At 41.4% G+C, this 26,729-nt stretch carries 20 protein-coding genes; 5 read left to right on the forward strand and 15 right to left on the reverse strand.

Features of this window, described 5'->3' with window-relative positions:
- Positions 1-87: 87 nt before the first annotated feature.
- From wzz(fepE) to apt, 8 genes are all read right to left on the reverse strand, one after another.
- Entirely contained in the window at positions 88-1,206 is a 1,119-nt protein-coding gene (gene wzz(fepE), locus PR675_RS05255; RefSeq protein WP_004922411.1) for an LPS O-antigen length regulator Wzz(fepE), read from the reverse strand.
- A gap of 118 nt (positions 1,207-1,324) precedes the next feature.
- Positions 1,325-2,296 carry a ferrochelatase gene (hemH, locus tag PR675_RS05260; RefSeq protein ID WP_004922414.1) on the reverse strand — a complete coding sequence of 324 codons (972 nt, stop codon included), beginning with the start codon at positions 2,294-2,296 and terminating at the stop codon, positions 1,325-1,327.
- 128 nt (positions 2,297-2,424) lie between these two features.
- Complete coding sequence (adk, locus tag PR675_RS05265; RefSeq protein WP_014656554.1) at positions 2,425-3,069, reverse strand: adenylate kinase; 645 nt, start codon at positions 3,067-3,069, stop codon at positions 2,425-2,427.
- Positions 3,070-3,261: 192 nt separating this feature from the next.
- Positions 3,262-5,136, reverse strand: coding sequence for a molecular chaperone HtpG (htpG, locus tag PR675_RS05270; protein WP_004922423.1), 1,875 nt, complete (start codon positions 5,134-5,136; stop codon positions 3,262-3,264).
- 268 nt (positions 5,137-5,404) lie between these two features.
- On the reverse strand, positions 5,405-6,004 hold the full coding sequence (gene recR / locus PR675_RS05275; RefSeq protein WP_004922431.1) for a recombination mediator RecR: 600 nt from the start codon (positions 6,002-6,004) through the stop codon (positions 5,405-5,407).
- A complete protein-coding gene (locus PR675_RS05280) occupies positions 6,004-6,333 on the reverse strand; it encodes a YbaB/EbfC family nucleoid-associated protein (protein ID WP_004922433.1) in 330 nt (109 codons plus the stop codon). The genes recR and PR675_RS05280 overlap by 1 nt, the downstream gene beginning before the upstream one ends.
- Before the next feature lie 49 nt (positions 6,334-6,382).
- Entirely contained in the window at positions 6,383-8,314 is a 1,932-nt protein-coding gene (gene dnaX, locus PR675_RS05285) for a DNA polymerase III subunit gamma/tau (protein ID WP_014656556.1), read from the reverse strand.
- Positions 8,315-8,422: 108 nt separating this feature from the next.
- Positions 8,423-8,974, reverse strand: coding sequence for an adenine phosphoribosyltransferase (gene apt / locus PR675_RS05290; protein ID WP_004922439.1), 552 nt, complete (start codon positions 8,972-8,974; stop codon positions 8,423-8,425).
- A 146-nt stretch (positions 8,975-9,120) separates the two neighbouring features.
- Between apt and priC the strand changes: the two genes are divergently transcribed.
- Complete coding sequence (priC, locus tag PR675_RS05295; RefSeq protein WP_053110366.1) at positions 9,121-9,669, forward strand: primosomal replication protein PriC; 549 nt, start codon at positions 9,121-9,123, stop codon at positions 9,667-9,669.
- An 83-nt stretch (positions 9,670-9,752) separates the two neighbouring features.
- Here priC and PR675_RS05300 read toward each other — a convergent pair whose 3' ends face one another.
- Entirely contained in the window at positions 9,753-10,721 is a 969-nt protein-coding gene (locus PR675_RS05300; RefSeq protein ID WP_060560838.1) for an FUSC family protein, read from the reverse strand.
- Between the two features lie 398 nt (positions 10,722-11,119).
- Here PR675_RS05300 and PR675_RS05305 point away from each other — a divergent pair, with 398 nt between their 5' ends.
- Positions 11,120-11,290 (forward strand): DUF2496 domain-containing protein, encoded by a 171-nt coding sequence (locus tag PR675_RS05305; RefSeq protein WP_014656559.1) that lies wholly within the window; start codon positions 11,120-11,122, stop codon positions 11,288-11,290.
- Positions 11,291-11,296: 6 nt separating this feature from the next.
- Here PR675_RS05305 and mscK read toward each other — a convergent pair whose 3' ends face one another.
- From mscK to acrR, 3 genes are all read right to left on the reverse strand, one after another.
- Positions 11,297-14,674 (reverse strand): mechanosensitive channel MscK, encoded by a 3,378-nt coding sequence (gene mscK / locus PR675_RS05310; protein ID WP_230089042.1) that lies wholly within the window; start codon positions 14,672-14,674, stop codon positions 11,297-11,299.
- A gap of 80 nt (positions 14,675-14,754) precedes the next feature.
- Positions 14,755-15,108 (reverse strand): DsrE/DsrF/TusD sulfur relay family protein, encoded by a 354-nt coding sequence (locus tag PR675_RS05315; protein WP_004922455.1) that lies wholly within the window; start codon positions 15,106-15,108, stop codon positions 14,755-14,757.
- Between the two features lie 14 nt (positions 15,109-15,122).
- Positions 15,123-15,773 (reverse strand): multidrug efflux transporter transcriptional repressor AcrR, encoded by a 651-nt coding sequence (gene acrR, locus PR675_RS05320; protein ID WP_060560836.1) that lies wholly within the window; start codon positions 15,771-15,773, stop codon positions 15,123-15,125.
- Positions 15,774-15,906: 133 nt separating this feature from the next.
- Between acrR and PR675_RS05325 the strand changes: the two genes are divergently transcribed.
- From PR675_RS05325 to PR675_RS05335, 3 genes are all read left to right on the forward strand, one after another.
- On the forward strand, positions 15,907-17,094 hold the full coding sequence (locus PR675_RS05325; RefSeq protein ID WP_004922461.1) for an efflux RND transporter periplasmic adaptor subunit: 1,188 nt from the start codon (positions 15,907-15,909) through the stop codon (positions 17,092-17,094).
- A 15-nt stretch (positions 17,095-17,109) separates the two neighbouring features.
- Complete coding sequence (locus PR675_RS05330) at positions 17,110-20,271, forward strand: efflux RND transporter permease subunit (RefSeq protein ID WP_004922465.1); 3,162 nt, start codon at positions 17,110-17,112, stop codon at positions 20,269-20,271.
- A gap of 414 nt (positions 20,272-20,685) precedes the next feature.
- Positions 20,686-21,615 (forward strand): two-partner secretion domain-containing protein, encoded by a 930-nt coding sequence (locus PR675_RS05335; protein ID WP_004922472.1) that lies wholly within the window; start codon positions 20,686-20,688, stop codon positions 21,613-21,615.
- A 129-nt stretch (positions 21,616-21,744) separates the two neighbouring features.
- Here the strand turns inward: PR675_RS05335 and PR675_RS05340 are convergent, their stop codons facing one another.
- From PR675_RS05340 to pyrG, 3 genes are all read right to left on the reverse strand, one after another.
- Entirely contained in the window at positions 21,745-23,130 is a 1,386-nt protein-coding gene (locus PR675_RS05340) for a DASS family sodium-coupled anion symporter (protein WP_004922475.1), read from the reverse strand.
- 319 nt (positions 23,131-23,449) lie between these two features.
- On the reverse strand, positions 23,450-24,751 hold the full coding sequence (gene eno / locus PR675_RS05345; protein WP_004922479.1) for a phosphopyruvate hydratase: 1,302 nt from the start codon (positions 24,749-24,751) through the stop codon (positions 23,450-23,452).
- Between the two features lie 63 nt (positions 24,752-24,814).
- A complete protein-coding gene (pyrG, locus tag PR675_RS05350) occupies positions 24,815-26,452 on the reverse strand; it encodes a glutamine hydrolyzing CTP synthase (RefSeq protein ID WP_004922482.1) in 1,638 nt (545 codons plus the stop codon).
- Between the last annotated feature and the right edge of the window lie 277 nt (positions 26,453-26,729).

A 26,729-nucleotide genomic window follows, 5' to 3' on the forward strand; every position in this document is an offset into this window, starting at 1 on the left:
AGAGTATACATGGCACTATTCTAGCACGATAAATGCAAACCAGCACCTTAGACAAAGGCGCTGGCTTACATCAATAACACCTTTTAGTTAGCTATTATTCTTGTGATAGTCGCGATATAGCTCGCGCGACAGTACATAAGCACAACTCAGAATAAAGCCTAAAATAGCGCTCAGCATGATAATCAATACTGATTTAGGTGAATCTTTTTGAGTGGGTAGATCCGGCGCTAACATAAATTTAGCAGGGATAAAGTCAAGGGTATCAATATCAAGCTCTGATAGATTTTTAATGTAATGTTGGCGAATTTGTAGGTCTTCATTCAACAGAGCGATATCACGGTTTTGTAATTCAATCGCTAACTTCTTCTCAAGAGCTTCCGTACCTAATGCAATAGGGTAATCGGGGTCATCACTAATGATTGCCGAATCACTAACAATGGGCTTGCGCACACCCGCTGCTTTTGCAATATCAATAGCACGTTTTAACCTTTCAACTTTTACATCATATTCAGAACGGATCTTTGTCACTTCTTGCTTAAAAGTTTCATTAGCATAGACCAATTGCTGTGCAATCGCATTTTGAATATCTTTCTTAAACTGCTCTCTGACCTTAGTTGCCGTATAGCGAACATAACCAGACAGTAAGTCTTGGGCCTCAGAAGGTGTTGGCGCCACAAAAGTCAGTATGATGTCGCTAGAGGTACTGTTTTTCTCTTTTGACTGGTCCTTAAGGCCGATATTATTCGAAATAATAGTATTGACTAGCCGCTGCTGCTCATTTTCTTTATCTGTAGAATTCACTTGCTCTGACAACTTTTTGAAGTAATTGGTACTCCGAACATAAGCTTCTTGGTTAACTTTCGAACGATACTGGTCAATAAAGGCATTAAAGATCTGCTGTGCCGATAAATCAATCTTAACATCGAGCACACTCAACTGTGCGCTCAATGTATTGATATCTTTAATTTCCTCAGAAGAAGGTGGGATGACAACAGCCGTACTGCTCCACTTTTGAGGCAACTGAAATACCACAAATATACTGATAAGCGTGATAACAACAGTAATAACGATAATAAGAAGCTTATTCCTTAATAAAACAGCGAATAAAGCCATCAAATCGATTTCATCGCTTTGCTGTGAGTTAAATGGTGAGACTTGCTTTCCTTTTGCGGTTTTGCCATCCGGTGACTCTCTATCAGTGCTCATATCAGTTCCAATAAAATACAAATATTAACAATAAATTAACTTTTTATATTAACTAGTATAGTGAATTTTGATACTTATGATATATCGATTAACGCCATATTTAATATCAATTACAACTTTAGATTGTATTTATTGTACTAGTAATAAGTAATTTAAATAAGTTAATACTATCATCATTATCATTCAACGCAGGGATATAATGATACGATTCTCCGCCCTGACTTTTGAAAAAGTGTTGATTTTGCTCACTAATTTCTTCTAGTGTCTCTAAGCAATCCGCTGAAAATCCGGGGCAAATAACTTGTACTGACTTTACACCTTGTGAGGGTAATTGCTTCATCGTTTCATCAGTATAAGGGGTTAACCACGGCTCTCTCCCAAACCGAGATTGATAGGTCATCAATACTCTCTCTGCTGGGAAATTCAAGGCTTCTTTGACTAAACGTGTCGTTGCTTCACACTCTTGAGGGTAAATATCCCCAGTGTCTGCATAGCGTTTAGGAATACCGTGAAATGACAGTATTAATCGATCAGGCTCCCCGTGCTGCTCAAAACTTTGCTCTATGGAATTGACCAACCCTTGAATGTAGGCAGGATGCGTCGCATAGCTACGAATAAAATGTAAGGACGGTATCGTGCGCATTTGGCGGAAAATTGCCGAGATCCCATCATAAACTGCGGCGGTGGTTGAACAAGAGTATTGTGGATATAACGGTAGCACAATCAACTCTGTCACACCTTGGCTCATTAATGAATCAATTGCACTTTTCAATGATGGTGAACCATAGCTCATCCCAACTTCCATTGGGATATCAGGAAAACAAGCTGATAGCTTTGCTTTCTGACGTAGCGTGTAAGCAAGTAAGGGTGACCCCTCTTCTGTCCAAATCGATTGATAGAGTTTAGCCACTTTTGGTGAGCGAAATGGCAAGACAATACCGTATAAAATAGGCTTCCAAATCGCACGTGAAACATCAATCACTCGTACATCGCTTAAAAACTCTGCAAGGTAACGTTTCACTGCTGGGGTTGTTGGGGAATCAGGGGTTCCTAAGTTAACCAATAAAATGCCGTATTGACTTTTTGACATGGTAATTACTCCTTAATGATAATTATTCCCAACTTTATATCACAAAATATTGTCTTTTATTGTTTTCTAATGCTTGAAAAGCAAAGGCAGCGATAATCGCTGCCTTTGTTGATAACTATTGTTGAATATTAGCCAAGGATCTTCGCTAATTCTTCACTCACTTCAGTGACCTTGCGTGTACCATCGATTTTGAAGTATTTGGTGTTACCCGCATCAGCTTCTTTTTGATAGTAAGCAACCAAAGGTGCTGTTAAGTCATGGTATTCAACCAGACGCTTACGCACGGTGTCTTCTTGGTCATCTTTACGGATAGTCAGCTCTTCACCAGTGACATCATCTTTGTTTTCAACTTTAGGTGGGTTAAATGTCACATGATAAACACGACCCGATGGCGCATGCACACGGCGACCAATAATACGTTCAACAATGATTTCATCAGGCACATCGAATTCTAATACGAAATCGACATTAATGCCTGCTTCTTTCATCGCGTCTGCTTGAGGAATGGTACGTGGGAACCCATCCAACAAGAAACCATTGCGGCAGTCATCTTGTTTGATACGCTCTTTAACCAATGCAATCACTAACTCATCAGTCACTAATTTACCATTGTCCATTAGCTCTTTTGCTTTTAAACCTAGCTCACTACCTGCTTTAACTGCTGCACGTAACATATCGCCAGTTGAAATTTGTGGGATACCAAATTTCTCCATAATAAATTGAGCTTGAGTGCCCTTACCGGCGCCTGGAGCACCGAGCAAAATAATACGCATTGCGTAAACCCCTTGCTATTTAGTTTTTTATAATTTGAAAAGAAAACAAGATACCATACCATTAGCATGCCGCTTTACTCAAGAAGACACGTAAACGTTTTCGCATTTAACTTCTTTCGCAAAAGAAAAAAACCACGCTAAAGCGCCCGCTAAAACGTGGTTTTTGCTCAAAAACGAAAATCAATTATCTCATTATTTCATTAATAATTCATTGATTTTGCGGATAAATAAGTTTGGATCTTCTAAGGTACCGCGTTCAGCGAATAGCGCTTGATCAAGTAACACATTAACCCAATCTGCAAACAGCGCTTCATCCGTTATTTCAGATGCTTTTTTAACCAATGGGTGTGAAGGGTTCAGTTCAAAGTTGTATTTAACTTCTGGCGCTGTTTGACCCGCTGCAGCAAAGAGTTTCGCCATTTGAGTACTCATTTCATCCGCATTGGTCGTGACAATCGCTGGGGTATCCGTTAAACGATGCGTTAACTTAACCTCTTTGACGCGATCACCCAGCAACGTTTTTACTCGCTCAACAAATGGCTCTAACTGTTTATCAGCTTCTTCTTGCTCAGCTTTGTTTTCATCCGCCAGCTTATCTAGTGACTCATCAGCCTTACTAACAGATTGGAACTGTTTGCCATCAAACTCTGACAGATAGTTCATCATCCATTCGTCGATACGATCAGAAAGTAGCAATACTTCAATGCCTTTCTTACGGAATAGCTCTAAATGTGGGCTGCTCTTCGCGGCAGCATAGCTATCAGCAGTGATGTAATAAATTTTTTCCTGACCTTCAACCATGCGAGCAACATACTCTTCCAAAGACACATTTTGCACGCTGCTATCGTTATGGGTTGATGCAAAACGTAACAGTTTAGCGATAGCTTCACTGTTACTCATATCCTCAGCAGGCCCTTCTTTCATCACTAAACCGAACTGTTGCCAGAAAGATTGGTATTTTTCTGCGTCGTTTTTCGCCAATTTTTCTAACATTTGCAGAACACGTTTAGTGAGTGCACTACGTAGGCTACGAGTCAATGCGCTGTCTTGTAAAATTTCACGCGACACGTTGAGTGGTAGGTCGTTTGAATCCAATACACCGCGGACAAAACGTAAATAGTTTGGCATAAATTGTTCTGCATCATCCATAATAAAGACGCGCTGAACATACAATTTCAAACCATGGCGTTGCTCACGATTCCACAAATCAAACGGGGCTTGTGAAGGGATATACAGTAAACTTGTGTACTCTTGTTTACCTTCAACACGGTTATGAGACCAAGTCAGTGGGTCTGCATAGTCATGAGAGATATGCTTATAAAACTCGGTATATTCCTCATCGGAAATTTCAGACTTATTACGCGTCCACAGTGCTTTTGCTTGGTTAATTTTTTCCCAAGTGATAGTGCCATCTTCTTCGTTCTTAACTTCAATCTCAACAGGCAATGCAATATGGTCAGAGTATTTGCTGATTACCGAGCGCAAGCGCCAGCTATCTAAAAATTCTTTCTCATCTTCGCGTAAATGAAGGGTTATTTCCGTACCACGATCGGCTTTTTCGATATCAGCGATAGTGTATTCGCCTTCACCTGCTGATTCCCAAAATACCCCTTGATCTGCTGCTGCACCAGCCGCACGGCTGCGGACGGTCACTTTATCAGCCACAATAAATGCAGAATAGAAACCAACACCGAATTGACCAATCATTTGGCTATCTTTCGCTTGGTCGCTTCCCAGAGATTCTAAAAAGGCTTTTGTTCCTGATTTAGCGATAGTCCCTAAGTTCTCAATCACTTCATCACGGCTCATACCGATACCGTTATCGCTAATTGTTAGGGTGCCATCTTCTTTGTTCGCGCTGATACGAACACGTAACTCACCATCATTTTCATACAACTCAGGCTTTGAAAGTGCACGAAAACGTAATTTATCTGCCGCATCAGATGCGTTTGAAATAAGTTCACGCAAAAAGATTTCTTTGTTTGAGTAAAGAGAGTGGATCATTAACTGGAGAAGTTGCTTAACTTCGGATTGGAACCCACGAGTTTCTTGTCCTTTCATACTCATTAATGCCTCTTATATCATCAATCTAATGGGATAATTTTGACTTATCGATGGAGTTTAATTGGGGGCAAAAAATAGGAATTCAACTCATTAAGGTAAAAAATGCATTACGGCAATAAAGATAACAGCTAACGAAAAGCGAAAAAAGAATGGCGAAACGCGGGAAGTTGCGAGCTACAGCGGGCCGTAAGCGTACGCACTCCAAGTCGCATACCTAAGTATGTGACTCAGATAGTTAGGAAGCCTGTAAAGCTGTAGCTTGGAGTAAAAATTAGAGGCGCTGACGACCCGCAAGTGAATGCGATAGCGTTGTGCCGTCAACCATTTCTAATTCACCACCGACAGGTACGCCATGCGCAATGCGGCTTGCAGCCACCCCATATTGGGCACACATTTGTGCAATATAGTTTGCCGTCGCTTCACCTTCTACAGTTGGGTTTGTCGCAAGTATCACTTCGATAATGGTTTCAGAAGACAACCTTTCTTCTAGCCTATCAAGCCCAATATCCATCGGCCCAATACCATCAAGGGGTGATAAATGCCCCATCAGTACAAAGTAGCGCCCAGAAAATTGCCCTGTCTGCTCAACAGCATAGATATCTGCTGGACTTTCGACCACACAGATCAACCCGTTTTGTTGGCGACGTGGATTTTCACAAATATTGCACACCTCTTGTTCTGTAAAGGTGCGGCAATCGCGACAATGACCAATTTCAGACATGGCTCGAGTGAGCGACTGCGCAAGGCGCATGCCGCCACTACGGTCACGCTGAAGCAGATGAAATGCCATACGCTGCGCTGACTTTGGTCCTACCCCAGGGAGACAGCGCAAGGCTTCCATCAATGACTCAAGAAGCGGACTTGTTTGCATTAGAACGGCATCTTAAAGCCTGGTGGCAATTGCATTCCACTGGAAACACTTGCCATTTTTTCTTTTTGCGTTTCTTCGATACGGCGAGCCGCATCATTAAATGCTGCCGCAATTAAGTCTTCTAGCATCTCTTTGTCATCTTCAAGAAGACTCGGATCGATTTCAACACGGCGGCAGTTATGTGAACCATTGATGGTAACTTTGACTAGGCCGGCACCAGATTCGCCTGTTGCTTCTAGATTGGCGATTTCTTCCTGAACTTTCTGCATTTTTTCTTGCATTTGTTGGGCTTGTTTCATCAAATTGCCCAAACCACCTTTACCAAACATAGTTATCTCTCACTACTGAGGCTACAGCTTACTAACAGAGACTGTAGCGTTAAACGGGGCGAATACTCTCTTCATCTAGCTGCGCATCAAACATTGAGCGTAGCTTTTGAATCGTTTTATCCGCAATAATTGACTGACGGGCTTGCGCCAGTTTCTCTTCATAAATCGCCTGTCGCCATTCAAGTGGCGTTTTTACTGCCGTATTATCATCTTGAACGATTTTCAGTTCAACAGGTTGACCATAATGTTGGCTCAATGCACTTTGTAACGCTTCATGCGCTGAAGGCTTATTCAAATGACGCTGTGCTGAGCGTAAATGAAGTACAATGTGCGAGCTGTCTATTTTCTCTATATATGAATTCAAAGCTAATTGTTCAACCAGCTTAGGAATATTTAATTGTGCGATCTCGGCAGACCAGCTATCACGCGCCCGACCTTCTTCAGTAATTTTCGCGGCTAATTCCGGGGTTTTCTCATATTCCAACGCTTCTTTTATTTCTGTTGGTGTTGTAACCGCCTCTTTGGTATTAGCCTCTTCAGACTGTGGACGCCACTGATAAGGTTTTGGTTTCGCCGCTTTTTTTACGTCAGATGCGCGGCTAGCCATATTTTGTTGGTGCTGGCTAGTGACGGCGGCCAGCCTCTCAAGTGCTGACATCGCCGGCTTAGCCTTTTCAGGCGCGGCCGGTTTATTCTTTTTTGCGTCAGGTCCCTCATTTTGAGAGGAGTGTAACGCTTCCTTTGCTTTTAGTAGCTGCAATGTCGGGCTATTTTCCGATATTGCAGCATTTGCTGTTGCCGCTGTTGGCTTAGGCGGTACAGAACGAGCAGGCTCTATCGCTGTCGGTGCTGGTGCAGCCACTACCGTGGGTGTCACTGGCTCCTCAATAATGCTTTTGGGATGGAATGCCAGTGCACGTAACAGCGCCATTTCAACCCCCATGCGACGCTCAGGGGCATAGGGAAGATCTCGACGACCAACAAGCAAGGTTTGATAAAAGAGTTGCAAATCAGCAGGCGAGATCATTCGGGCAATTTGCCTGAGCCGCCCCTCTGTTGATGATGGATCCGTCTCTTTAACGGCTGGTAACAGCTGGATCATGGCAATACGATGCAACAAGGAGAGGATTTCAACCAGCAAATTCTCCCAATCCGCTCCTCGGCTCGCCGCATGCTCTACCTCTGACATGACCGCAATACCGTCAGCTCGAACCAAGGCTTCAATGATAGCGAGTGGCTGCTCATCATCGAGCGTGCCGAGCATTTGACTGACAATATCTGCCGTCACTTTTCCTTGCCCCATCGCAATCGCTTGGTCCGTTAGGCTGAGGGCATCTCGCAAACTGCCATCAGCGGCGCGAGAGATCAGTTGGCGCGCTCGAGTATCGTGTTCAATATTTTCTGCAGTGAGAATATGCTCAAGTTGCTCGCTGATTTGGCTGACATCCAACGCTTTTAAGTGGAATTGCAAGCAACGTGACAAAATAGTCACTGGCAATTTTTGCGGATCTGTCGTCGCCAAAAGAAATTTGACATGTTCAGGCGGCTCTTCAAGGGTTTTTAACAACGCATTGAAGCTATGGCGCGATAGCATATGAACTTCGTCAATCAGATAAACTTTGAAGCGTCCACGTGCAGGGGCATACTGAACGTTATCCAGTAGCTCTCGCGTATCTTCCACTTTTGTTCTGGATGCCGCATCAATTTCAATCAAATCCACAAACCGCCCTTGTTCTATCTCTTGGCAATTTGTGCATTTACCACAAGGTGTCGCAGTGATCCCCGTTTCACAGTTAAGACCTTTAGCAAACAGACGAGCAATTGTCGTCTTGCCGACACCACGAGTGCCTGAAAAAAGATAGGCGTGGTGAAGCCTCTGGTGTTCCAGACCATTTGCAAGCGCGGTCAATACATGTTGTTGACCTACGACATCTGAAAATTTTTGGGGGCGCCACTTACGGGCAAGTACCTGATAGCTCATGAATTATGCAGTTTCTAAACATGGTATATAGCACCATGCTACCACAGCCTCTGCCCTTACGGCGAGACCGTGATAAAAATAGTAAGGAAAATAGTGAGGAAACGAGAATTAGTGACCTGGGAACTCGACTAAGCTAAATGAGTGGATCCCTTCTGCGGCAAGGCGCTCCTCGCCACCTAAATCAGGTAGGCTAATAATGAAGGCAGCATCAACAATTTTAGCACCGAGTTGCTTGATCATTCTTACTGTCGCTTCAATCGTTCCCCCTGTTGCCAGCAGGTCATCAATGACTAAGACGTTATCTTCAGGCTGGATACTGTCTCGATGGATTTCAAGAGTATCTGTACCATATTCCAAGTCATAGGTCATACTTAATACTTCACGGGGCAATTTCCCTTTTTTACGTACAGGAACAAAACCAACCCCTAAACGTAATGCGACTGGTGCACCAAACAGAAAACCGCGGGCTTCAGTACCTACAATTTTAGTTACCCCTTTATCTTTGTAATGGTCAACCAACAAATCGATGGTGGCCTGATAAGCAGCAGGGTTATTTAATAGTGTGGTAATATCGCGAAATAGCACCCCTTCTTTTGGGTAATTAGGGATGGTTGCAATACTTTCTTTAATTAATTGCAGTTGTTGCTCTTTAGCAGTCATAATAAGTGCCAATCAGTATAGTAAACACGAAAAGGTAGAATCTATTTAAAGTACCATAAAAATGCAATAAGGGGCTGCTTATTTGCGGCAAGTTTTATTGTTACACATCAATTTTCCATGATTTTTCACTTTTAGCGAGAACAAAAATGAAAGTACAGCCTCTTTTAGATGCGCTAAAAACGCAAATTGACGCATTGCAAGCTCGTATTGCGCCTATTGCAGATCAGGAATTTTCACACGCTCGCTTTGATACTCAGCTTTTTAGTACAAAATCAACGCATCTAGGAGATTGCCAGAAAGAGTTAGATAAGTTGTATCAGCAACTTTGTCACAGTGTGTCACTCAACCATAAAGAACAAGTTAACTTTCTGACAGAAAAAATTGCTCACCAAATTCAAGCGCTGTCTCGTGAACTATCGACACAGGGCTTACGTAAAAAGGAGAGTCATTATCAAGAAAAGAAAGAGCAAGTCGACCTATATGAGCGTTTATCCCAACATCAAGACTATGAGCGCCGTTTATTAGCAATGGTGAGTGAACGCGAATTACAGCTAAACAGTCTAACCAATCAGGCACAACGCCACCAATGCCAAAAAGATATCGCCGCATTAGCCGGCCGTTTATACCGTTGCCGACAAGCGTTGATACGAATCGAAAAAGCAATAGAACATCAAGAAAATCAATATTTAGATTAAATAAAGCGAACCATTTTTGGATGTAGCCTCATTCCATAACAGAAAACGAAGGCTACACAATTGCTTTATATTAATAATCTTGATTACTTACCTTTCATAACCAATTTAATACAGTAGCTACTTACTATCGCAAATAGACCCCCTATCAATGTTTCCATGATCCTTTCGGACAATAAGTGATAGTCAACATTATTAAAATAAATCGACATTTCAATAAGCGATAATACAAGCCCTGTGAGACAAATTGTTCCAAATACGTTATTTTTCTTTGTATTACTAATTGGAATTAAAAACGAAAAGAGAAGAATTAATGCAAAACCAATGTATGGCATTAATACTGATGCGTTAAATGCCAAGTAAAGAACAAAAACAACAATCAATGTGCCAATCACTCTATCACGAGTTAATTTAACAATATTTGTTAACTTAAGATTTAATACAAAAATAAAGGTCAAAGGCGCCCAAAAGAAGTGATCAACGTTGATTGCTCTTGATGATAAGACACAACATAATAAACCAACTGCGTAGATCAGTGACTGGCAGATCAAATGGTAAGTGACCCTATCCCTTTTTAATGAAATATACCTTTTAATTTGAAAAAAAGTAATTTTCTTCCGTTTACTGATGCTATAACAAAAGGTTAGTGTTATGAACGTCCCGATCAGTAACCCTATCACCAGACCATCAAAACTGGATTTATTCAATGTCGCCCCTATGATGAAGAAAATCATAAAGTACTTAAATGACATCTCTAAAGAGGAGTCAACATTATAAAGTTGATAGTAGAAAAAAGGTGATAAGAATAAAACAATAAAAAATAGATAGCTAAAACCTAAATAGTAGCCAAGTGCAGTTCCTACAAAAACAAACAGCGAGCATAATAATGAATAAATTATATTTTTATAACGTGTGGCTTTATTAAAAATAGTATAACCATGAAGTGTTGATAGCGAGCTCCATAACGTCGCATCAATACCTGCAATATAATAAGTAACAATAAAACTTATCACTATACAAATTGTTAAATAAAAACTTTCTGATAATTTCACCACAAAATCACCTAGTTATACCACTAATAATAACTAGCAACATTAGCACGCATATAATTCAATAACAATAAATATACTGTCATAATGTTAATAAATAAAGAAATAACAATTTTTAGATTATCAAATCAATGCAATCTATTTTCAGTCATCAATAAAAGATGAGTTGAATTAATAATTTTCCGATATATTTAACATTAGTAGTATCATTATTCGATTTAGCAATTCATATCCTCATGATAAATATGCTCAATATCTGTTCATGTTTTACAGTGAAAATCATCACCGTTATCATTAAATAATATCAACTTGCTCACATTTCGATAAAAATTTAATATCTATCAATATATAAATAGCAAAAAATTCGTATCATAATAGCCCGCTGTCAATAATAAGGAGTCAGAATGGATTCTTTAAAAGATGCCCCAAAAGAAACACAGCTTGCTGTTGATTTAATCTACTTACTTGAAACATCAGATATTGAAACTGATATTGTTCTCAAAGCCCTTGAAATTGTAAAACATGACTATTTAGTCAAACAGGCTGCCGAAGCAACCTGTTTAACCGATGACTAAACCGTGTTAATCGTTATCCCCTTTCTTTAAATTTGGGTCACGCTTAATTTCTTGGATCACTTCACCTTGGTCATTATGAAGGTGAACTTCTAGTTGGTTAAAGGCGATATTGATATCGTTTTCACGGCATAACCTGTCGATTGCACGATGTACTTCATCGCTGGTCGTTCCTCTATCACCAATTTGGCGTACATAAAAACGCAATTCATGATCTAAGGTGCTCGCCCCAAATCCTGTGAAATATACCGCTGGTGCAGGATCTGTCATCACCTTACTATTCGATGTCGCCGCATTAAGTAGCACTTGTTTCACTTTATCGAGATCAGAGCCGTATGCCACACCAAGTGCAACCGTGATCCGCGTGACAGTATCTGAAAGCGACCAGTTAATTAGGCGTTCCGTTACAAATGCTTTATTTGGGATGATCACTTCTTTGCGATCAAAATCAATTATGGTTGTTGCTCGAATACGGATCTTACTCACCGTACCTGAGTAGGTGCCGATAGTCACGGTATCGCCAATACGGATCGGGCGCTCAAATAACAAAATGATCCCGGAAACAAAGTTAGCAAAGATTTCCTGCAAACCAAAACCTAAACCAACCGTTAATGCGGCCGCTAACCATTGCAATTTGCTCCATGTGATACCTAGCATACCTAGAGAAGTTATCGCCCCGATCCCGACAATAATGTAAGTTAAAATTGTCGTGATCGCGTAGGTTGAGCCTTGACGTAATTTTAACCGTGATAATACTAAAACCTCTAATAATCCCGGCAAGTTACGAGTCATGATCCATGCCACCACAATAATCACCATAGCCAATAATAAGTTTGCTAAGGTCACCGACTGTAAGGTGTTGCTACCTTCGGCGGTCGTTGCCGTGTAATGCCATAAATCAACACTATCTAAAAATGAGAAAATAGTAATGAAATCAGACCAAATGGCATAAAAACCTAATGCAAAGATAATAAACAAGACCATTGTGGTTAAGCGCAATGATTGTTGGCTAATAAGCTCAATCGTCATTGGTGGCTCTTTAATTGGCTCGTTCTCACTCTCCTCTTGGTTTTGTGCTTTACGACGCTCAATTGCGCGTTGATAAGCGAGTTTCCGAGCCACTAACGTTAGACCACGTAAACACGCATTGTAAGTGATATACCAAAGCAGCAATAAATACAGGCTATCTAACCAACGATTAGCAAGACGCAACGTTGTATAGTAGTACCCAGCCATCATTAAACCAATCAATACCAAAGGCGAGAACGTTAATATTGTTATCACTACTGAACGCGTTAAATGGCTGCCCTTCTCTTTCCAAATATGTTTGCAAAATGGCAATGTAAAAATAAACAGCATCAACAATGACAATAAAACAATTAATTGCCCAATCACGTCTTCAGAAACTTTTAGAGGATTAATCACCCCATACGTAGAAAAATAAATTAATGGCAATAAAGGCAGTGACAGACGCGTTACTCGACGCCGTGTTTGTGCGGCAAATTTGGGGTCAATACCAAAATGTTTTTCTGCAATTCCTTTGGGTTTTAACACACGCCAAGTTAATTCAAATAACACCCAAAAAGTGGCTAATTGCAAACAGAGCGCCCAAACAAATTCACCTTGAACATTACCTGTTTTTAAAAACCAGTAACCTAAAGCCACCAGCACTAACGCCGTCGGTAAGGTTTGCAAAAGAGTCAAGAACAGCGCGAATGGCGTATTTAATAAACTATCTTGCCTTAAGCTAGATAAGCTTTGATTTATCTGTTGTAGGCGAGCCGAAATTTTGTGGTATAACCAAACAAACACTAACGCCAATAATAGCAGTGGAACAACGACAAATAATGAGTTTGTTATTCCTTTTTTGATGCTGCCTTTTGACAGGCTAAAATCAAAATTATTGATTTGTTGTGTTGCCGCTTCTGGAAATGCACTGACCCAAGTAAGGTCGATCGGCTTATTACTGTTTACCCAGAAAATTTGTTGCGCCAACGTATGTTCCAGTGAACTCACTACACTCAATAACTGTTTTTGGTCGAGCTGCAAATTAATGGCCTGAGAAATTTGGTTACCTAATTGCAGGTTTAATTCATCTAGTAATTCACGCCTTACATCCAGCAGCTTCGTTAATGCCTCTTTATCTTCTGTGGAAAGTAATTGGCTATGACCTTGCTCAGCGCCTGATTTTTCTGCTAATTGCTTTTCTATATTCGCAATATAATTATTCACTTGGTATAAAGCGTCACGTTGTTGATTAACGTCAAACTGCTCCAGACGTAAATCAGCAATCGTATTAGGCAGATTTTTGGTTAAAATATCATCAGGAAGGTCAATTTGTTGCTGGAATAAAATACGCGATAACAATAGGCTTCCACGTAGGACATTAATTTGCTCTTTCAAGTTGCGTTCTGATTGCGTTGCTCGTTCTAGCCACGCTTTCACGCGAATGCTATTTTGTACCATGCGGTTATTTCCTTGAGTGACTTCAATCAAGCGCTCACTCAGGGCATTATTCATCGCTAATTCTTTTTGAATTAATGGGTTTTGTTTTAGTTGTAAATCGCTTTCAGTGGAGGTTTGTGCTTCTCTTGCCGTTGCTTCAGAGTCATTAAGCCGTTTATCACTGATATAGGATTGAAGCAATTCAATCCGTTTTTCAAGTTGTTCGATATAAAAAATCGTATAGTCACGTTGCTTTTGTAATACTTCTTGCAACTGAGTATTGCCTTGTAATACCCGCTTTTGATATTCGTTTTGTTGTTGCAAATAATTCTGCTCTATTTGCAGTAGCTCAATTTGCGTATCGCGTAACTTTGCCGAGTCATTAAATACATTATTTAATTCATTGCGAATTTCTTGTAACCGACGAGCATTCTCCAACATGATGGTTTGCGCCCTTTCAGGCTGAGTTTGCAAACTAATTAAATAGCTATTATAGCTAGCCAAATCATTTTGCTCTGCTTGTAGCTGCTCTAAGGTATTACTGAGCATAGTTTCCAGCTGACTTTGGGGAATGTTTTTGATGCTATTAGCAAAATTCAGTGCATCTTCTTCGCTACTCTTTTTAAGCTGCTGCAAAGCACGAACAGCATGCTTTGCATCTTCACCCGCTCTATCTAGACTTTTTTGCAGTTCATCCGACTTACTATCAAGTTTGCTTAACTCATCATAAAAACCCAGCGACTTTTCAATATCTGCAATAGCCAGTTTATCTTCAGCACTCGGATGGCTTTTTTTATTTAATGTATTCAGTTTATTTTGAATATCATTTTTATTTGGAAGAGAGCTATTTACCACCGCATGGCTATAGCCAGAAAAAAGCAACATAAAGAGTGCGCAAATCATGATGAATTGCCGAACCCATTGATATTTAGTCGTCTGCATGGATGAACCCATAAAAGGTTTTTTGTATCTTGTTGAGTCAATAATGTACTGCTAACTTTTGCTAACAGCACATTATATTTTTAAAATGTCAGAACCTTATCTGCTTCTAATGTCCAAGCTGCAAGTTCAACTAAAGTGCCAATTTCCACGCCATCGGCTAAGGGAAGTTCACTCACACCACGTGCATCTGTGCAGGTTTTGCATAATTTCACCGCCACTTGCTGTGCCGTTAGAATTTCCAACATCTGTTGAATATTATAACCTTCTTTCGGCTTTTGCCCCTTAAGACCCGCTGTAACCGCATCTGACATTAAAAACACTTTCAGTTCTGTTTGTGGGTGCTGCTCTTTGAGTGTAATCGCCAAACGTAATGAGTTAAATAAAGTTTCATTACCATAAGGGGCGCCATTAGCAATAATCAAAATTGATGACATGGTATTTTCTCCGGTTATTCAGTCTGATCCGTTTTTACGCGTAATGATGGACTGTATTTCAATGTTTCTAGCATCGTTTCCACCAATATTTCCGTACGTTTATGTATCTTAAAACTATCAGGCTGCAATAACCAGTTTTCAAGTAACCCAGCCATCATGGCGCGGATCATAATTGCCCCACACTCTAAATCGAGATTAGCTGGGAGTTGCCCTGCTTCAACACAATGGCGTAGGAGTTCAATGATACGATGATGACTAGCAACGTAATTCTCTTTTTTTAAATCAACAATGGCCGCCATATCTCCTACCAATTCACACTTGTGGAACAGAATATCCATCAAAGCGCGGTTTTTAGGGCTTTCAATAAAATCTGTCAAAATATAAACTAAAATTTCTTTTAGAATTGCCAGTGGATCATTACTATACTTCAAACGATAATAATTTTCGGCCTGTTGTATTTGACTGTCACTAAACTCACAAGCTTGGTGGAATAGGTCGACTTTATTTTTGAAATGCCAGTATATCGCTCCGCGGGTCACACCAGCGGATTTGGCAATATCGGCTAAAGATGTCGCCGATACACCTCGTTCAGAAAAGGTTTTGATGGCAGCATCTAAAATTTCCTGACGGGTTTCTTCGGCCTGTTGTTTAGTTTTTCGTGCCATTGTAACTCGTTTATCGACAAAGCTGATTTACATACATTCGTGTATGTTTGTACTATAGCATAGTGATAAATCTTATTGTTTACCATTTTTCTTATATTGTTTTTTACTCATGTTGATTAATTGAGGTTAACTTATGCGAAAAAACAGAGGGGTGTTACCTCTGGCTCTGTTGGTTCTTTCAGGTGGCTTAGCTTTATCAGGTTGTAACGATGAACAGAAAGGTGGCGGTGAACGCCCGGCGCCTGAAGTAGGAATTGTTACGCTAAAAGCCGAACCTCTGACTATCAAGACCGAATTACCTGGACGTACATCCGCATATCGTGTCGCAGAGGTCCGTCCACAGGTAAGTGGCATTATACTCAAACGTAACTACAAAGAAGGTAGCGATGTTGAGGCCGGAACGTCTTTATATCAGATAGATCCAGCGCCTTTCCAAGCCACTTATGATAGTGCGAAAGCTGAACTTGCTAAAGCGCAAGCTAATGCAAATTTGGCCGGTTTGACGGTAAAACGCTACAAGCCACTTTTAGGTACTAATTACATTAGTCAGCAAGAATACGATCAGGCAACATCAACTTATGCACAAGCTTTAGCGGCTGTGAAAGCAGCAGAAGCTGCCGTTGAAACTGCGCGTATTAATCTGAACTATACCAAAGTTACTGCGCCAATCAGTGGTCGCACGGGGAAATCAAATGTCACCGAAGGTGCTTTAGTTTCTTCTGGTCAAGCCACTGAGTTGATGCGAGTTCAACAGCTTGACCCTATCTATGTTGATGTGACGCAATCCAGTGAAGATTTCTTGCGTCTACGTAACGAGATAGAAAAAGGCGCTCTACAAAAAGAGCCGGGCAAAGCCCCTGTGAGCTTAGTCATTAATAATGGCCAAGAGTATGCCCAAAAAGGTGCTCTGGAATTCTCTGATGTCACTGTGGATGAAACAACAGGTTCAATCACAATGAGAGCAGTCTTCCCGAACCCAAATAAAGAGCTTATGCCAGGAATGTTTGTGCGCGCTATCTTAGAAGATGGTGTCATGGAAAAAGCGATTTTGGTTCCTCAACAAGGTTTGGCTCGTACTCCACAAGGTGACGCTCAAGTCATGGTGGTAGGTAAAGACGATAAAGTTGAAGTCCGAAAAGTAAAAACAGCACAAGCTGTAGGCAACAAATGGCTAGTCACTGATGGTTTGCAAGATGGCGATCGCGTTATTGTGATTGGCCTCCAAAAAATCAAACCAGGTCTTGTTGTCGTTCCTAAGGAAGCTAATTTAGAAGCGCAATCTATAGACAATCAGGCACAACCTGAACAAAAGTCTAAGTAAGGGAGCGGTTGATTAATGCCTAAGTTTTTTATAGAAAGACCAATTTTTGCATGGGTAATTGCTATTATTACTATGCTTGCTGGTCTGTTGGCAATTATCAAGTTACCTGTGGCACAGTATCCGACCATTGCACCGCCGTCTGTTTCTATCTCGGCAAACTATCCGGGCGCCGATGCATCGACGGTACAGAACACAGTGACTCAGGTTATCGAACAGAATATGAATGGTATCGATAACTTGGTGTATATGTCATCAACCAGTGATTCATCAGGTTCTGCTAATATCATGCTGACGTTTGAAGCCGGTACGGATGGCGACATTGCACAGGTTCAAGTGCAAAACAAACTTCAGCTCGCGATGCCATTACTTCCCCAAGAAGTACAGCAACAAGGTATTAGCGTTGATAAATCTACCAGCTCATTCTTAATGGTAGCCGGCTTCGTTTCTGCCGATGGCTCAATGGGACAATATGATATTGCCGACTACGTTGGCTCTAATATTAAAGACCCACTTAGTCGTGTTAATGGTGTTGGTGAAACACAGTTGTTTGGTACGCCATATGCGATGCGTATCTGGTTAAAACCAGAAATGCTCGTTAAGTACAACATGACAACAACCGATGTTATCAATGCAATTAAAGTACAAAACAACCAAGTGGCGGCAGGTCAATTAGGGGGAACACCTCCAGTTGCAGGCCAACGCTTGAACGTTTCTATCATTGCACAAACCCGTTTAAACAACCCTGAAGAATTCGCCAATATCCTCTTACGAGTCAATAAAGACGGTTCTCAAGTACGTTTAAAAGATGTAGCAACGGTTGAACTTGGCGCTGAAAACTACAGCACCATTGCGCGATTTAATGGTAAAGCCGCAGCAGGTATCGGTATTAAGCTAGCGACGGGCGCTAACGCGCTGGATACGGCGAACAATGTCCGTGCAGCACTAGCGAATATGGAACCATTCTTCCCTGAAGGGTTAGAAATTGTTTATCCATATGATACAACGCCATTCGTTAAGATTTCGATTAACGAAGTTGTTAAAACGCTCGTTGAAGCAATCATGCTGGTTGTTGTAGTAATGTATCTGTTCTTACAGAACATTCGTGCCACATTGATACCAACAATTGCGGTTCCTGTCGTCTTGTTGGGAACATTTGCCGTCTTGGCCGCATTTGGATACTCGATCAACACCTTAACCATGTTTGCGATGGTACTCGCTATCGGTCTTCTCGTGGATGACGCCATCGTTGTGGTTGAAAACGTTGAACGTGTTATGCAAGAAGAAGGTTTATCACCAAAAGAAGCAACCAAGAAGTCCATGGGGCAAATTCAAGGTGCGTTGGTGGGTATCGCCATGGTACTGTCCGCGGTATTTGTTCCAATGGCCTTCTTCGGTGGCTCAACAGGTGCAATTTACCGTCAGTTCTCCATTACCATCGTTTCAGCCATGATCTTATCGGTACTGGTTGCAATGATCTTAACCCCTGCACTTTGTGCCACTATATTAAAGCCAATTAAAAAAGGCAGTCATGGTAGCCAAAAAGGGTTCTTCGGCTGGTTTAACCGTACATTCGAAAAGCAAGCACACCACTATACTGATAGTGTTAGCCGCATGTTGAATGGTACAGGCCGTTACTTGCTCATTTATCTCGTATTAGTGGCAGGTATGGCGTTAATGTTTATCCGCCTTCCTTCTTCATTCTTACCAGAAGAAGACCAAGGGGTATTCTTAGCGATGGTTCAATTACCACCAGGATCAACGCAAGAGCAAACACAAGCTGTACTGGATGAAGTTAACACTTACTTCCATACCAAAGAAGAACGTAACGTTGAGTCTGTCTTTACCGTTGGTGGATTCAGTTTCGCGGGTCAAGGCCAAAACATGGGTCTCGCATTCGTGGTTCTGAAGAATTGGAGTGAACGTAAAGGCGATGAAAACCACGTTGAAGCGATTGTGGGTCGTGCAAACGCTGCACTATCACAAAAGCAAGAAGCATTGATTTACGCCTTTAACCTACCTGCTATTGTTGAGTTAGGTACGGCCAACGGCTTTGACTTTGAATTGGTTGACCAAGGTAACTTAGGACATGATGCCTTAATGGCGGCACGTAACCAGTTACTTGGTTTAGCGGCTCAACACCCTGAAATTTTGCAAGGTGTTCGTCCTAACGGGCAAGATGATACATCACAATACCGTATCTATATTGATCAACAAAAAGCGCAAGCACAAGGTGTCGCTATTGCAGATATCAATGCAACGCTAAGTTCAATTTTCGGTGGTACTTATGTAAACGACTTTATCGACCGTGGTCGTGTTAAGAAAGTTTACGTACAAGGTGATGCAGAAAGCCGTATGCTACCTTCGGATATTAGTTCATTGTATGTTCGAAATGCCGAAGGGAACATGGTGCCATTCTCTGCCTTCTTGGATGAATCTCAAGATCCTTGGAAATATGGTTCACCGCGTTTAGAGCGTTATAACGGTGTTCCTTCAATGAACATTCAAGGGCAAGCAGCATTTGGTCAAAGTACAGGTGATGCTATGCTGATGATGGAAAAACTGACAACTGAAAACCTACCGAAAGGGATTGGTTATGAGTGGACAGGTATGTCATATCAGGAACGTTTGTCTGGTAACCAGGCACCTGCCCTGTATGCTATCTCACTGATTGTTGTCTTCCTATGTCTGGCAGCCCTATATGAGAGCTGGTCTGTACCATTCTCTGTTATGTTGGTTGTTCCATTGGGTATTATCGGTGCATTACTGTTTACCTCCGTTCGTGGACTGTCAAACGACGTTTACTTCAAGGTGGGCCTCTTAACAACCATTGGTCTGTCGGCAAAGAACGCAATATTGATTGTTGAATTCGCCAAAGACTTGATGGAAAAAGAAGGCAAAGGATTAGTTGAAGCGACATTAGAAGCTGTGAAAATGCGTTTACGACCCATTCTGATGACATCACTGGCCTTTATGTTAGGTGTTATCCCACTGGTATTCAGTAATGGTGCAGGTTCAGCAGCACAGAACTCCGTTGGTACAGGCGTTCTGGGTGGTATGTTCGCTGCAACCTCACTGGCTATCTTCTTTGTTCCTGTGTTCTACGTGGTGATCCGTCGCCGCTTTGCAGGAAAAACAGAAGAGCTTGAGCATGCTCATCCAGTCAAAAAAGCCGAATAATTATATTCAGCTAAAATAATCGCTAAGGGCCACAACAGTGGCCCTTTTTAATGCGTTACTTGTCAGCTTAAGCGTGACATTATTCTTCCCTTCCCTATAACGCCTGACGCAGTCGATGCCATTCGATACCACAAGAGATACTAAACACCAAATAATCATTATTATTCATTTAAATTAACGCTTAATTGAAATAGGTATCTTTGCGGTTCTACTGATAGTCATTGTTTACAATCTCACCTCAAATACCCTTAAGTTAAATATCTCTTATTAAATCAAAGCAATAATTTATTTATTATATGTTCACTCTTTTTGTTTTTGATTATCTCCCCATATTTTTTGATATGGTTAACCGCTTTCTTTTACCGATATACTTTAATTAAATTTATAGGATCTTTCATCGCAAGGAGCATCACCATGCAACTACGTTATCGTTGTATTACCTCGTTATTTTTATTTACCTTTTACCACTACGCAATCGCATCCACCAACACAACTCAAGCCAAAGTCATCAATATTACCGCTCCATTAGAGAACCATATTTCATTTAACCGCTTTGAAACACTCTCTTCTAATGAACATGGTTTAGTATTTAATAATGATATCAGCGACAATAGCGCTCTCGGTGGGAAAGCCGCTAAAATGATCCTTGCCGAAGTGACCGGGAGCGAAGCTACAAATATTCAAGGGGTCATTGGTATAAAAGGCCAAACAGCCAACTTGGTCATTGCTAATCCTAATGGCATTACATGGAACAACGGCTCTGCAAGCAATATTGCTAGCCTATCATTGGTCGCAGGGAATTTTGAAAGACAGTTTATTAAAGACAAAACAGATCCCAAAAAACTGCTACCGAAACCATTAAAAGACTATAGCCAATTAAAATTTACCGTCTCTCCCGGTAGCCAAGTCACCATTAATCAACAACAAGCTAACCCTATACAGTTATCTAAAATCAATGTATTCGCTGACCGTATAAAACTACAAAATGCAGTCAACATCACCTCTGCCGTCCAAAACTATCTAAGTAGCTCAGGTAATGCTTCTCTCTCTATTCGTGAAGGTCTACTGGTTTCAGGAGCAAAATACAAAGCAACAACACTGCATAGTGAAGGGAGCCAATTCGAACTAAGTGAAAATGGTAAACTGACGGGGCGTTCTATTTTACTCGAAAGCCATCGATATCAATGTAAGGACAGCTTTATGTGTCCACAAAATAAGGTTGATATAAAAGGTCTCATTGAAGCGATGAACTTTTCTTTACAGGGGGATAGCCAGTTTGCCCTTACAGGACGATTACGCCTTGGCAGCAACCAGCAAGAGTTGGTGAGACAAACTGTCGAATAATCATTGAGTATAAAATGCCAATTTATTCCTTTACTCTTTGACTATTACCTTAAGCCAAGCGGGGCTAAATAGCTGGAGGCCTCATCAATATGAGGCCTCCAATCACTTTGCGGTTATGACTGACTCGAATTACAGCCAGAAGAACCAAGCAAATAGTGATATCACAATAATACAAGCAACGTTTAACACTGCACCAACACGCACCATCTCGATCTGCTTGATATAACCAGAACCAAAGACAATAGCATTTGGCGGTGTTGCCACTGGTAGCATAAAGGCACAAGATGCACCAATACCAATAATCATCGTCAATGCCATAACAGGCATGCCCAATGCTTCAGCTACGGTAGCAAAAATAGGTACTAACAACGCCGCACTCGCTGTATTACTTGTAAATTCCGTTAAGATAATGATAAACGTAGTGACCGCTAAGATAATGACGAACCAATGGCTTTGACCAAAAGTCATTTGCATCCAGTCAGCCATAATCTTACTTGCACCTGACGAACTTAGAATAGCGCTCAGTGTTAAACCACCACCGAACAGCATCAATACGCCCCATTCCGTGTTTTTCTGGATTTGCGCCCAGCTCGCAACACCAGTTACCCCGATAAGGATTGCTGCACTTACGGCAATAATCGTATCCAGATCTTTAACGCCACCTAATGCTTTACTGATAAATGTACTAGTGATCCAGCACAGCACCGCGATAAGAAAGATGCACATCGCTGTGATACGTTTACCATTCCATTCCACATGCTCTAGCTCTAATTCAAAGCGATGCTTCAAATTTGGACGTAGCATCATAAACATCAGCACAAACATCATTGGTAACAGCACAACCATAATTGGAATGCCATATTTCATCCATGACAAGAAATCCAAGCCAAGTGCAGAAGCTGCGATTGCGTTTGGTGGACTACCAACAATGGTACCTAAACCACCAATACTCGCACTATAAGCAACACCTAATAGAACAAACACGAAGGTGTTACGTTCATGACGCGCATCCAAATTAGAAAGGATACCTAACACAAGGGGTAGCATCATCGCGGCTGTTGCCGTGTTACTAATCCACATTGATAGCAGTGCCGTTACACCAAATAGCAACACCACGGCTACGGATAAACGCCCACGTGCTACCATTAATAAACGGTTAGCGATCAGCCGGTCTAGGCCTTGAATATGCAACGCTGTCGCCAAAGCAAAACCACCAAAAAATAGGAAAATAATTGGGTTTGCAAATGACTTCAAGGCATCGCCTGTATTCATCAAACCAAGACCAACCGCTAAGATTGGGATACATAATGCAGTGATAGTAACGTGTATCGCTTCAGTCAACCAAAGCACACCAATAAATACCATCATTGCAAGCCCAGCATTCGCTTTATCATCAAATGGTAAATATTTTAAAAGTAAAATTAGCAATACGATATCAACCGCTAAAATCACCCAACCTTTTACATTTGATGGCGTTGGCCCAACAGAAGGTTTCAGAGATTCAGAAGCATCCATATTCACTCCATTGGCTTATCAGCATCCTAGTGCCCAAGCTCTTGTTAATATTTATTTACAGTATGGGGAATATAGAGTTAATCGAATGAAATTCAAATGTAGATGATGCAAAATTGAGAGCTGTACCGCGCAATTAAACACTTTTTTCATTTGATACATAAAAAACTATCGATTTTGTGAACATCTAAAAAATGATGAGTCCGTGTAATTCCTTAGCAAAAGATAAAGAAATTTAAACAAAAAAATGGGGGGATGGGGGCTAATAAAAAACGGGAAGACAATGCTCCCCGTTTTGAGAAATAACTCAACCTAGCTTAAATTATGCTTGGCCTTTAACTTCTTTCAGACCATTGAATGGAGCACGGTCACCCAATGCTTCTTCAATGCGGATCAATTGGTTGTATTTAGCAACACGGTCAGAACGGCTCATAGAACCTGTTTTGATTTGGCCTGCCGCAGTACCAACCGCTAAGTCTGCAATGGTTGCATCTTCAGTTTCACCTGAACGGTGAGAGATAACCGCAGTGTAACCCGCATCTTTCGCCATTTTGATAGCAGCCAATGTTTCAGTCAGAGAACCGATTTGGTTGAATTTAATCAGGATAGAGTTAGCAATGCCTTTCTCAATACCTTCTTTGAGGATCTTAGTGTTTGTAACAAACAGATCGTCACCAACCAATTGGATTTTGTCACCAAGCACTTTAGTTTGGTATGCAAAACCATCCCAATCAGATTCGTTCAAGCCATCTTCGATAGAAACGATTGGATACTCTTTAGTCAGCCCTTCTAAATAATGAGTGAACTCTTCAGAAGTAAAGGTTTTACCTTCACCTTTTAGCTCATAGTTGCCAGTTTCTTTGTTATAGAACTCAGAAGCCGCACAGTCCATCGCCAGAGTGACATCTTTACCTAATACATAACCAGCTTGCTCAACAGCTTCTTTAATAGCACCTAGTGCAGCAGCGTTAGATTCTAGGTTTGGCGCATAACCACCTTCATCACCAACAGCGGTGTTCATGCCTTTAGCTTTCAGTACTTTCGCTAGGTGATGGAAAATTTCAGAACCCATGCGAACAGCGTCTTTCAGTGTTGAAGCACCAACTGGCTGGATCATGAACTCTTGAATGTCGACGTTATTGTCAGCGTGCTCACCACCATTGATGATGTTCATCATTGGCAGAGGCATTGAATATTGACCGTGAGTACCGTTTAGGTCAGAAATATGCTCATAAAGAGGCATACCTTTTGCCGCTGCTGCCGCTTTCGCGTTAGCTAATGACACAGCCAAAATCGCGTTCGCACCAAATTTAGATTTGTTATCAGTACCATCTAGATCAATCATGATCTTATCGATAGTCGCTTGGTCTTTTGCATTTTGACCAATCAGCGCTTCTGCAATTGGGCCATTAACAGCGGCAACCGCTTTCAGAACGCCTTTGCCCAGAAAACGTGATTTATCACCATCACGCAGTTCCAGTGCTTCACGAGAACCTGTAGATGCACCTGATGGCGCGGCTGCTAAACCAACAAAGCCACCTTCTAGATGAACTTCAGCTTCTACAGTTGGGTTACCACGAGAATCAATGATTTCACGACCGATCACTTTAACGATTTTGGACATTAGGTTTTCCTCAGTACAAGTTAAATTGTGGGGAGCAGGCACATCTGCCTACCCCGCCATATCTTATTTCAACTCACCTTTCTGGTAGCTACCAGCGGCTTTAACAAAACCTTCAAACAATGGGTGACCATCTCTTGGCGTTGAAGTGAATTCAGGGTGGAACTGGCATGCCACAAACCATGGGTGATTTGGATTTTCAATAATTTCAACCAGTTTGTTATCCACTGAACGACCTGCAACTTTTAGCCCCGCATCTTCAATGCGTTTTAGCAACAGATTATTCACTTCATAGCGGTGGCGGTGACGTTCAACAATCGTATCTGCACCATACATATCACGAACCAAGCTGTCTTTAACTAAGTGGCATGGTTGACCACCAACACGCATGGTTCCACCAAGATCGCTCTCTTCAGAACGCACTTCTAGGTTACCATTTTCATCACGCCATTCAGTAATTAGCGCAACGACTGGGTATTTACAGTTTGCATCAAACTCAGTTGAGTTTGCACCTTCCATATTGGCAACGTTACGTGCAAATTCAATCAAGGCAACCTGCATACCTAAACAAATGCCTAAATAAGGCACTTTATTTTCGCGTGCATATTTCGCTGTCATGATCTTACCTTCGATACCACGCTCACCGAATCCACCCGGAACAAGGATAGCATCTAAGCCTTTTAATAGATCAACACCACGAGTTTCAATATCTTGTGAATCAATCAGTTTGATATTCACAGTTAGGCGATTTTTCAATCCACCGTGTTTTAAAGCTTCAATAACTGATTTATAAGCATCGGGTAATTCAACATACTTACCAACCATACCAATGGTCACTTCACCAGTAGGGTTTGCTTCTTGATAAATCACTTGTTCCCATTCAGCAAGGTTTGCTTCGCGGCAGTCAAGATTGAAACGCTTACAGATATACTCATCTAAGCCCTGTGATTTCAACATACCAGGGATTTTGTAGATGGAATCAACGTCTTTGAGTGAAATAACCGCTTTTTCAGGAACATTACAGAACAGTGCAATTTTTGCACGCTCATTCGCAGGAATAACGCGGTCTGAACGACAGATCAGCACATCTGGCTGAATACCAATGGATAGCAGCTCTTTAACAGAATGCTGAGTTGGTTTAGTTTTCACTTCACCCGCTGCCGCCAAATAAGGAACTAAAGTCAGATGCAGATAGAGTGTGCGTTCACGCCCTACTTCTGCCGCCATTTGACGAATAGCTTCCAAGAATGGCAATGATTCGATATCACCAACTGTTCCACCAACTTCGACTAAAACAACATCATGACCTTCACCACCACGGATGATGCGGTCTTTAATTTCATTGGTAATATGAGGGATAACTTGGATAGTCGCGCCAAGATAGTCTCCGCGACGTTCTTTGCGCAATACTTCTGAATAAACGCGCCCCGTTGTAAAGTTGTTGCGACGCGTCATTTTGGTACGGATGAAACGCTCATAATGACCTAAATCCAAGTCAGTTTCAGCGCCGTCTTCTGTAACGAAAACTTCCCCGTGTTGGGTTGGGCTCATTGTCCCTGGATCAACGTTGATGTACGGATCCAGTTTCATAATGGTGACATTGAGTCCACGGGCTTCGAGTATAGCCGCCAAAGAGGCTGCGGCAATGCCTTTACCCAGAGAGGATACGACCCCGCCGGTCACAAAAATATAATTAGTTTTCATGCTGAACCTGAAAGTTTAGGTTTAAAAGATGATGGATATAACAGGACGGGAAAACAGTATACCCGAACCTTAATTTCGCTACAAATGTTCTAAGCATAATAAGGTTAATTTTCCTCTATATTCCATTAATATCAGCTAGTTAAAATAAAAAATATTTTCTAGCCCCAAACAAGGTTGATTAACATGCAAACAGCAACAGTGCTATCACTCAAGCCATTTAACCCATTAAGTGACTTTGCTTACCATAGCTTTTGAGATACGACAGCGTAGAAACTGT

This window comes from Providencia sp. PROV261 (genome assembly GCF_028477945.1).
GTDB classification, from domain to species: Bacteria; Pseudomonadota; Gammaproteobacteria; order Enterobacterales; family Enterobacteriaceae; genus Providencia; species Providencia stuartii.

Excerpts from the sequence above, each read along its gene's own strand:
- hemH (WP_004922414.1), bottom strand. The coding sequence starts at position 2,296 with ATGTCAAAAAGTCAATACGGCATTTTATTGGTTAACTTAGGAACCCCT.
- adk (WP_014656554.1), bottom strand. The coding sequence starts at position 3,069 with ATGCGTATTATTTTGCTCGGTGCTCCAGGCGCCGGTAAGGGCACTCAA.
- htpG (WP_004922423.1), bottom strand. The coding sequence starts at position 5,136 with ATGAGTATGAAAGGACAAGAAACTCGTGGGTTCCAATCCGAAGTTAAG.
- recR (WP_004922431.1), bottom strand. The coding sequence starts at position 6,004 with ATGCAAACAAGTCCGCTTCTTGAGTCATTGATGGAAGCCTTGCGCTGT.
- PR675_RS05280 (WP_004922433.1), bottom strand. The coding sequence starts at position 6,333 with ATGTTTGGTAAAGGTGGTTTGGGCAATTTGATGAAACAAGCCCAACAA.
- dnaX (WP_014656556.1), bottom strand. The coding sequence starts at position 8,314 with ATGAGCTATCAGGTACTTGCCCGTAAGTGGCGCCCCCAAAAATTTTCA.
- apt (WP_004922439.1), bottom strand. The coding sequence starts at position 8,974 with ATGACTGCTAAAGAGCAACAACTGCAATTAATTAAAGAAAGTATTGCA.
- priC (WP_053110366.1), top strand. The coding sequence starts at position 9,121 with ATGAAAGTACAGCCTCTTTTAGATGCGCTAAAAACGCAAATTGACGCA.
- PR675_RS05305 (WP_014656559.1), top strand. The coding sequence starts at position 11,120 with ATGGATTCTTTAAAAGATGCCCCAAAAGAAACACAGCTTGCTGTTGAT.
- mscK (WP_230089042.1), bottom strand. The coding sequence starts at position 14,674 with ATGCAGACGACTAAATATCAATGGGTTCGGCAATTCATCATGATTTGC.
- PR675_RS05315 (WP_004922455.1), bottom strand. The coding sequence starts at position 15,108 with ATGTCATCAATTTTGATTATTGCTAATGGCGCCCCTTATGGTAATGAA.
- acrR (WP_060560836.1), bottom strand. The coding sequence starts at position 15,773 with ATGGCACGAAAAACTAAACAACAGGCCGAAGAAACCCGTCAGGAAATT.
- PR675_RS05325 (WP_004922461.1), top strand. The coding sequence starts at position 15,907 with ATGCGAAAAAACAGAGGGGTGTTACCTCTGGCTCTGTTGGTTCTTTCA.
- PR675_RS05330 (WP_004922465.1), top strand. The coding sequence starts at position 17,110 with ATGCCTAAGTTTTTTATAGAAAGACCAATTTTTGCATGGGTAATTGCT.
- PR675_RS05335 (WP_004922472.1), top strand. The coding sequence starts at position 20,686 with ATGCAACTACGTTATCGTTGTATTACCTCGTTATTTTTATTTACCTTT.
- PR675_RS05340 (WP_004922475.1), bottom strand. The coding sequence starts at position 23,130 with ATGGATGCTTCTGAATCTCTGAAACCTTCTGTTGGGCCAACGCCATCA.
- eno (WP_004922479.1), bottom strand. The coding sequence starts at position 24,751 with ATGTCCAAAATCGTTAAAGTGATCGGTCGTGAAATCATTGATTCTCGT.
- pyrG (WP_004922482.1), bottom strand. The coding sequence starts at position 26,452 with ATGAAAACTAATTATATTTTTGTGACCGGCGGGGTCGTATCCTCTCTG.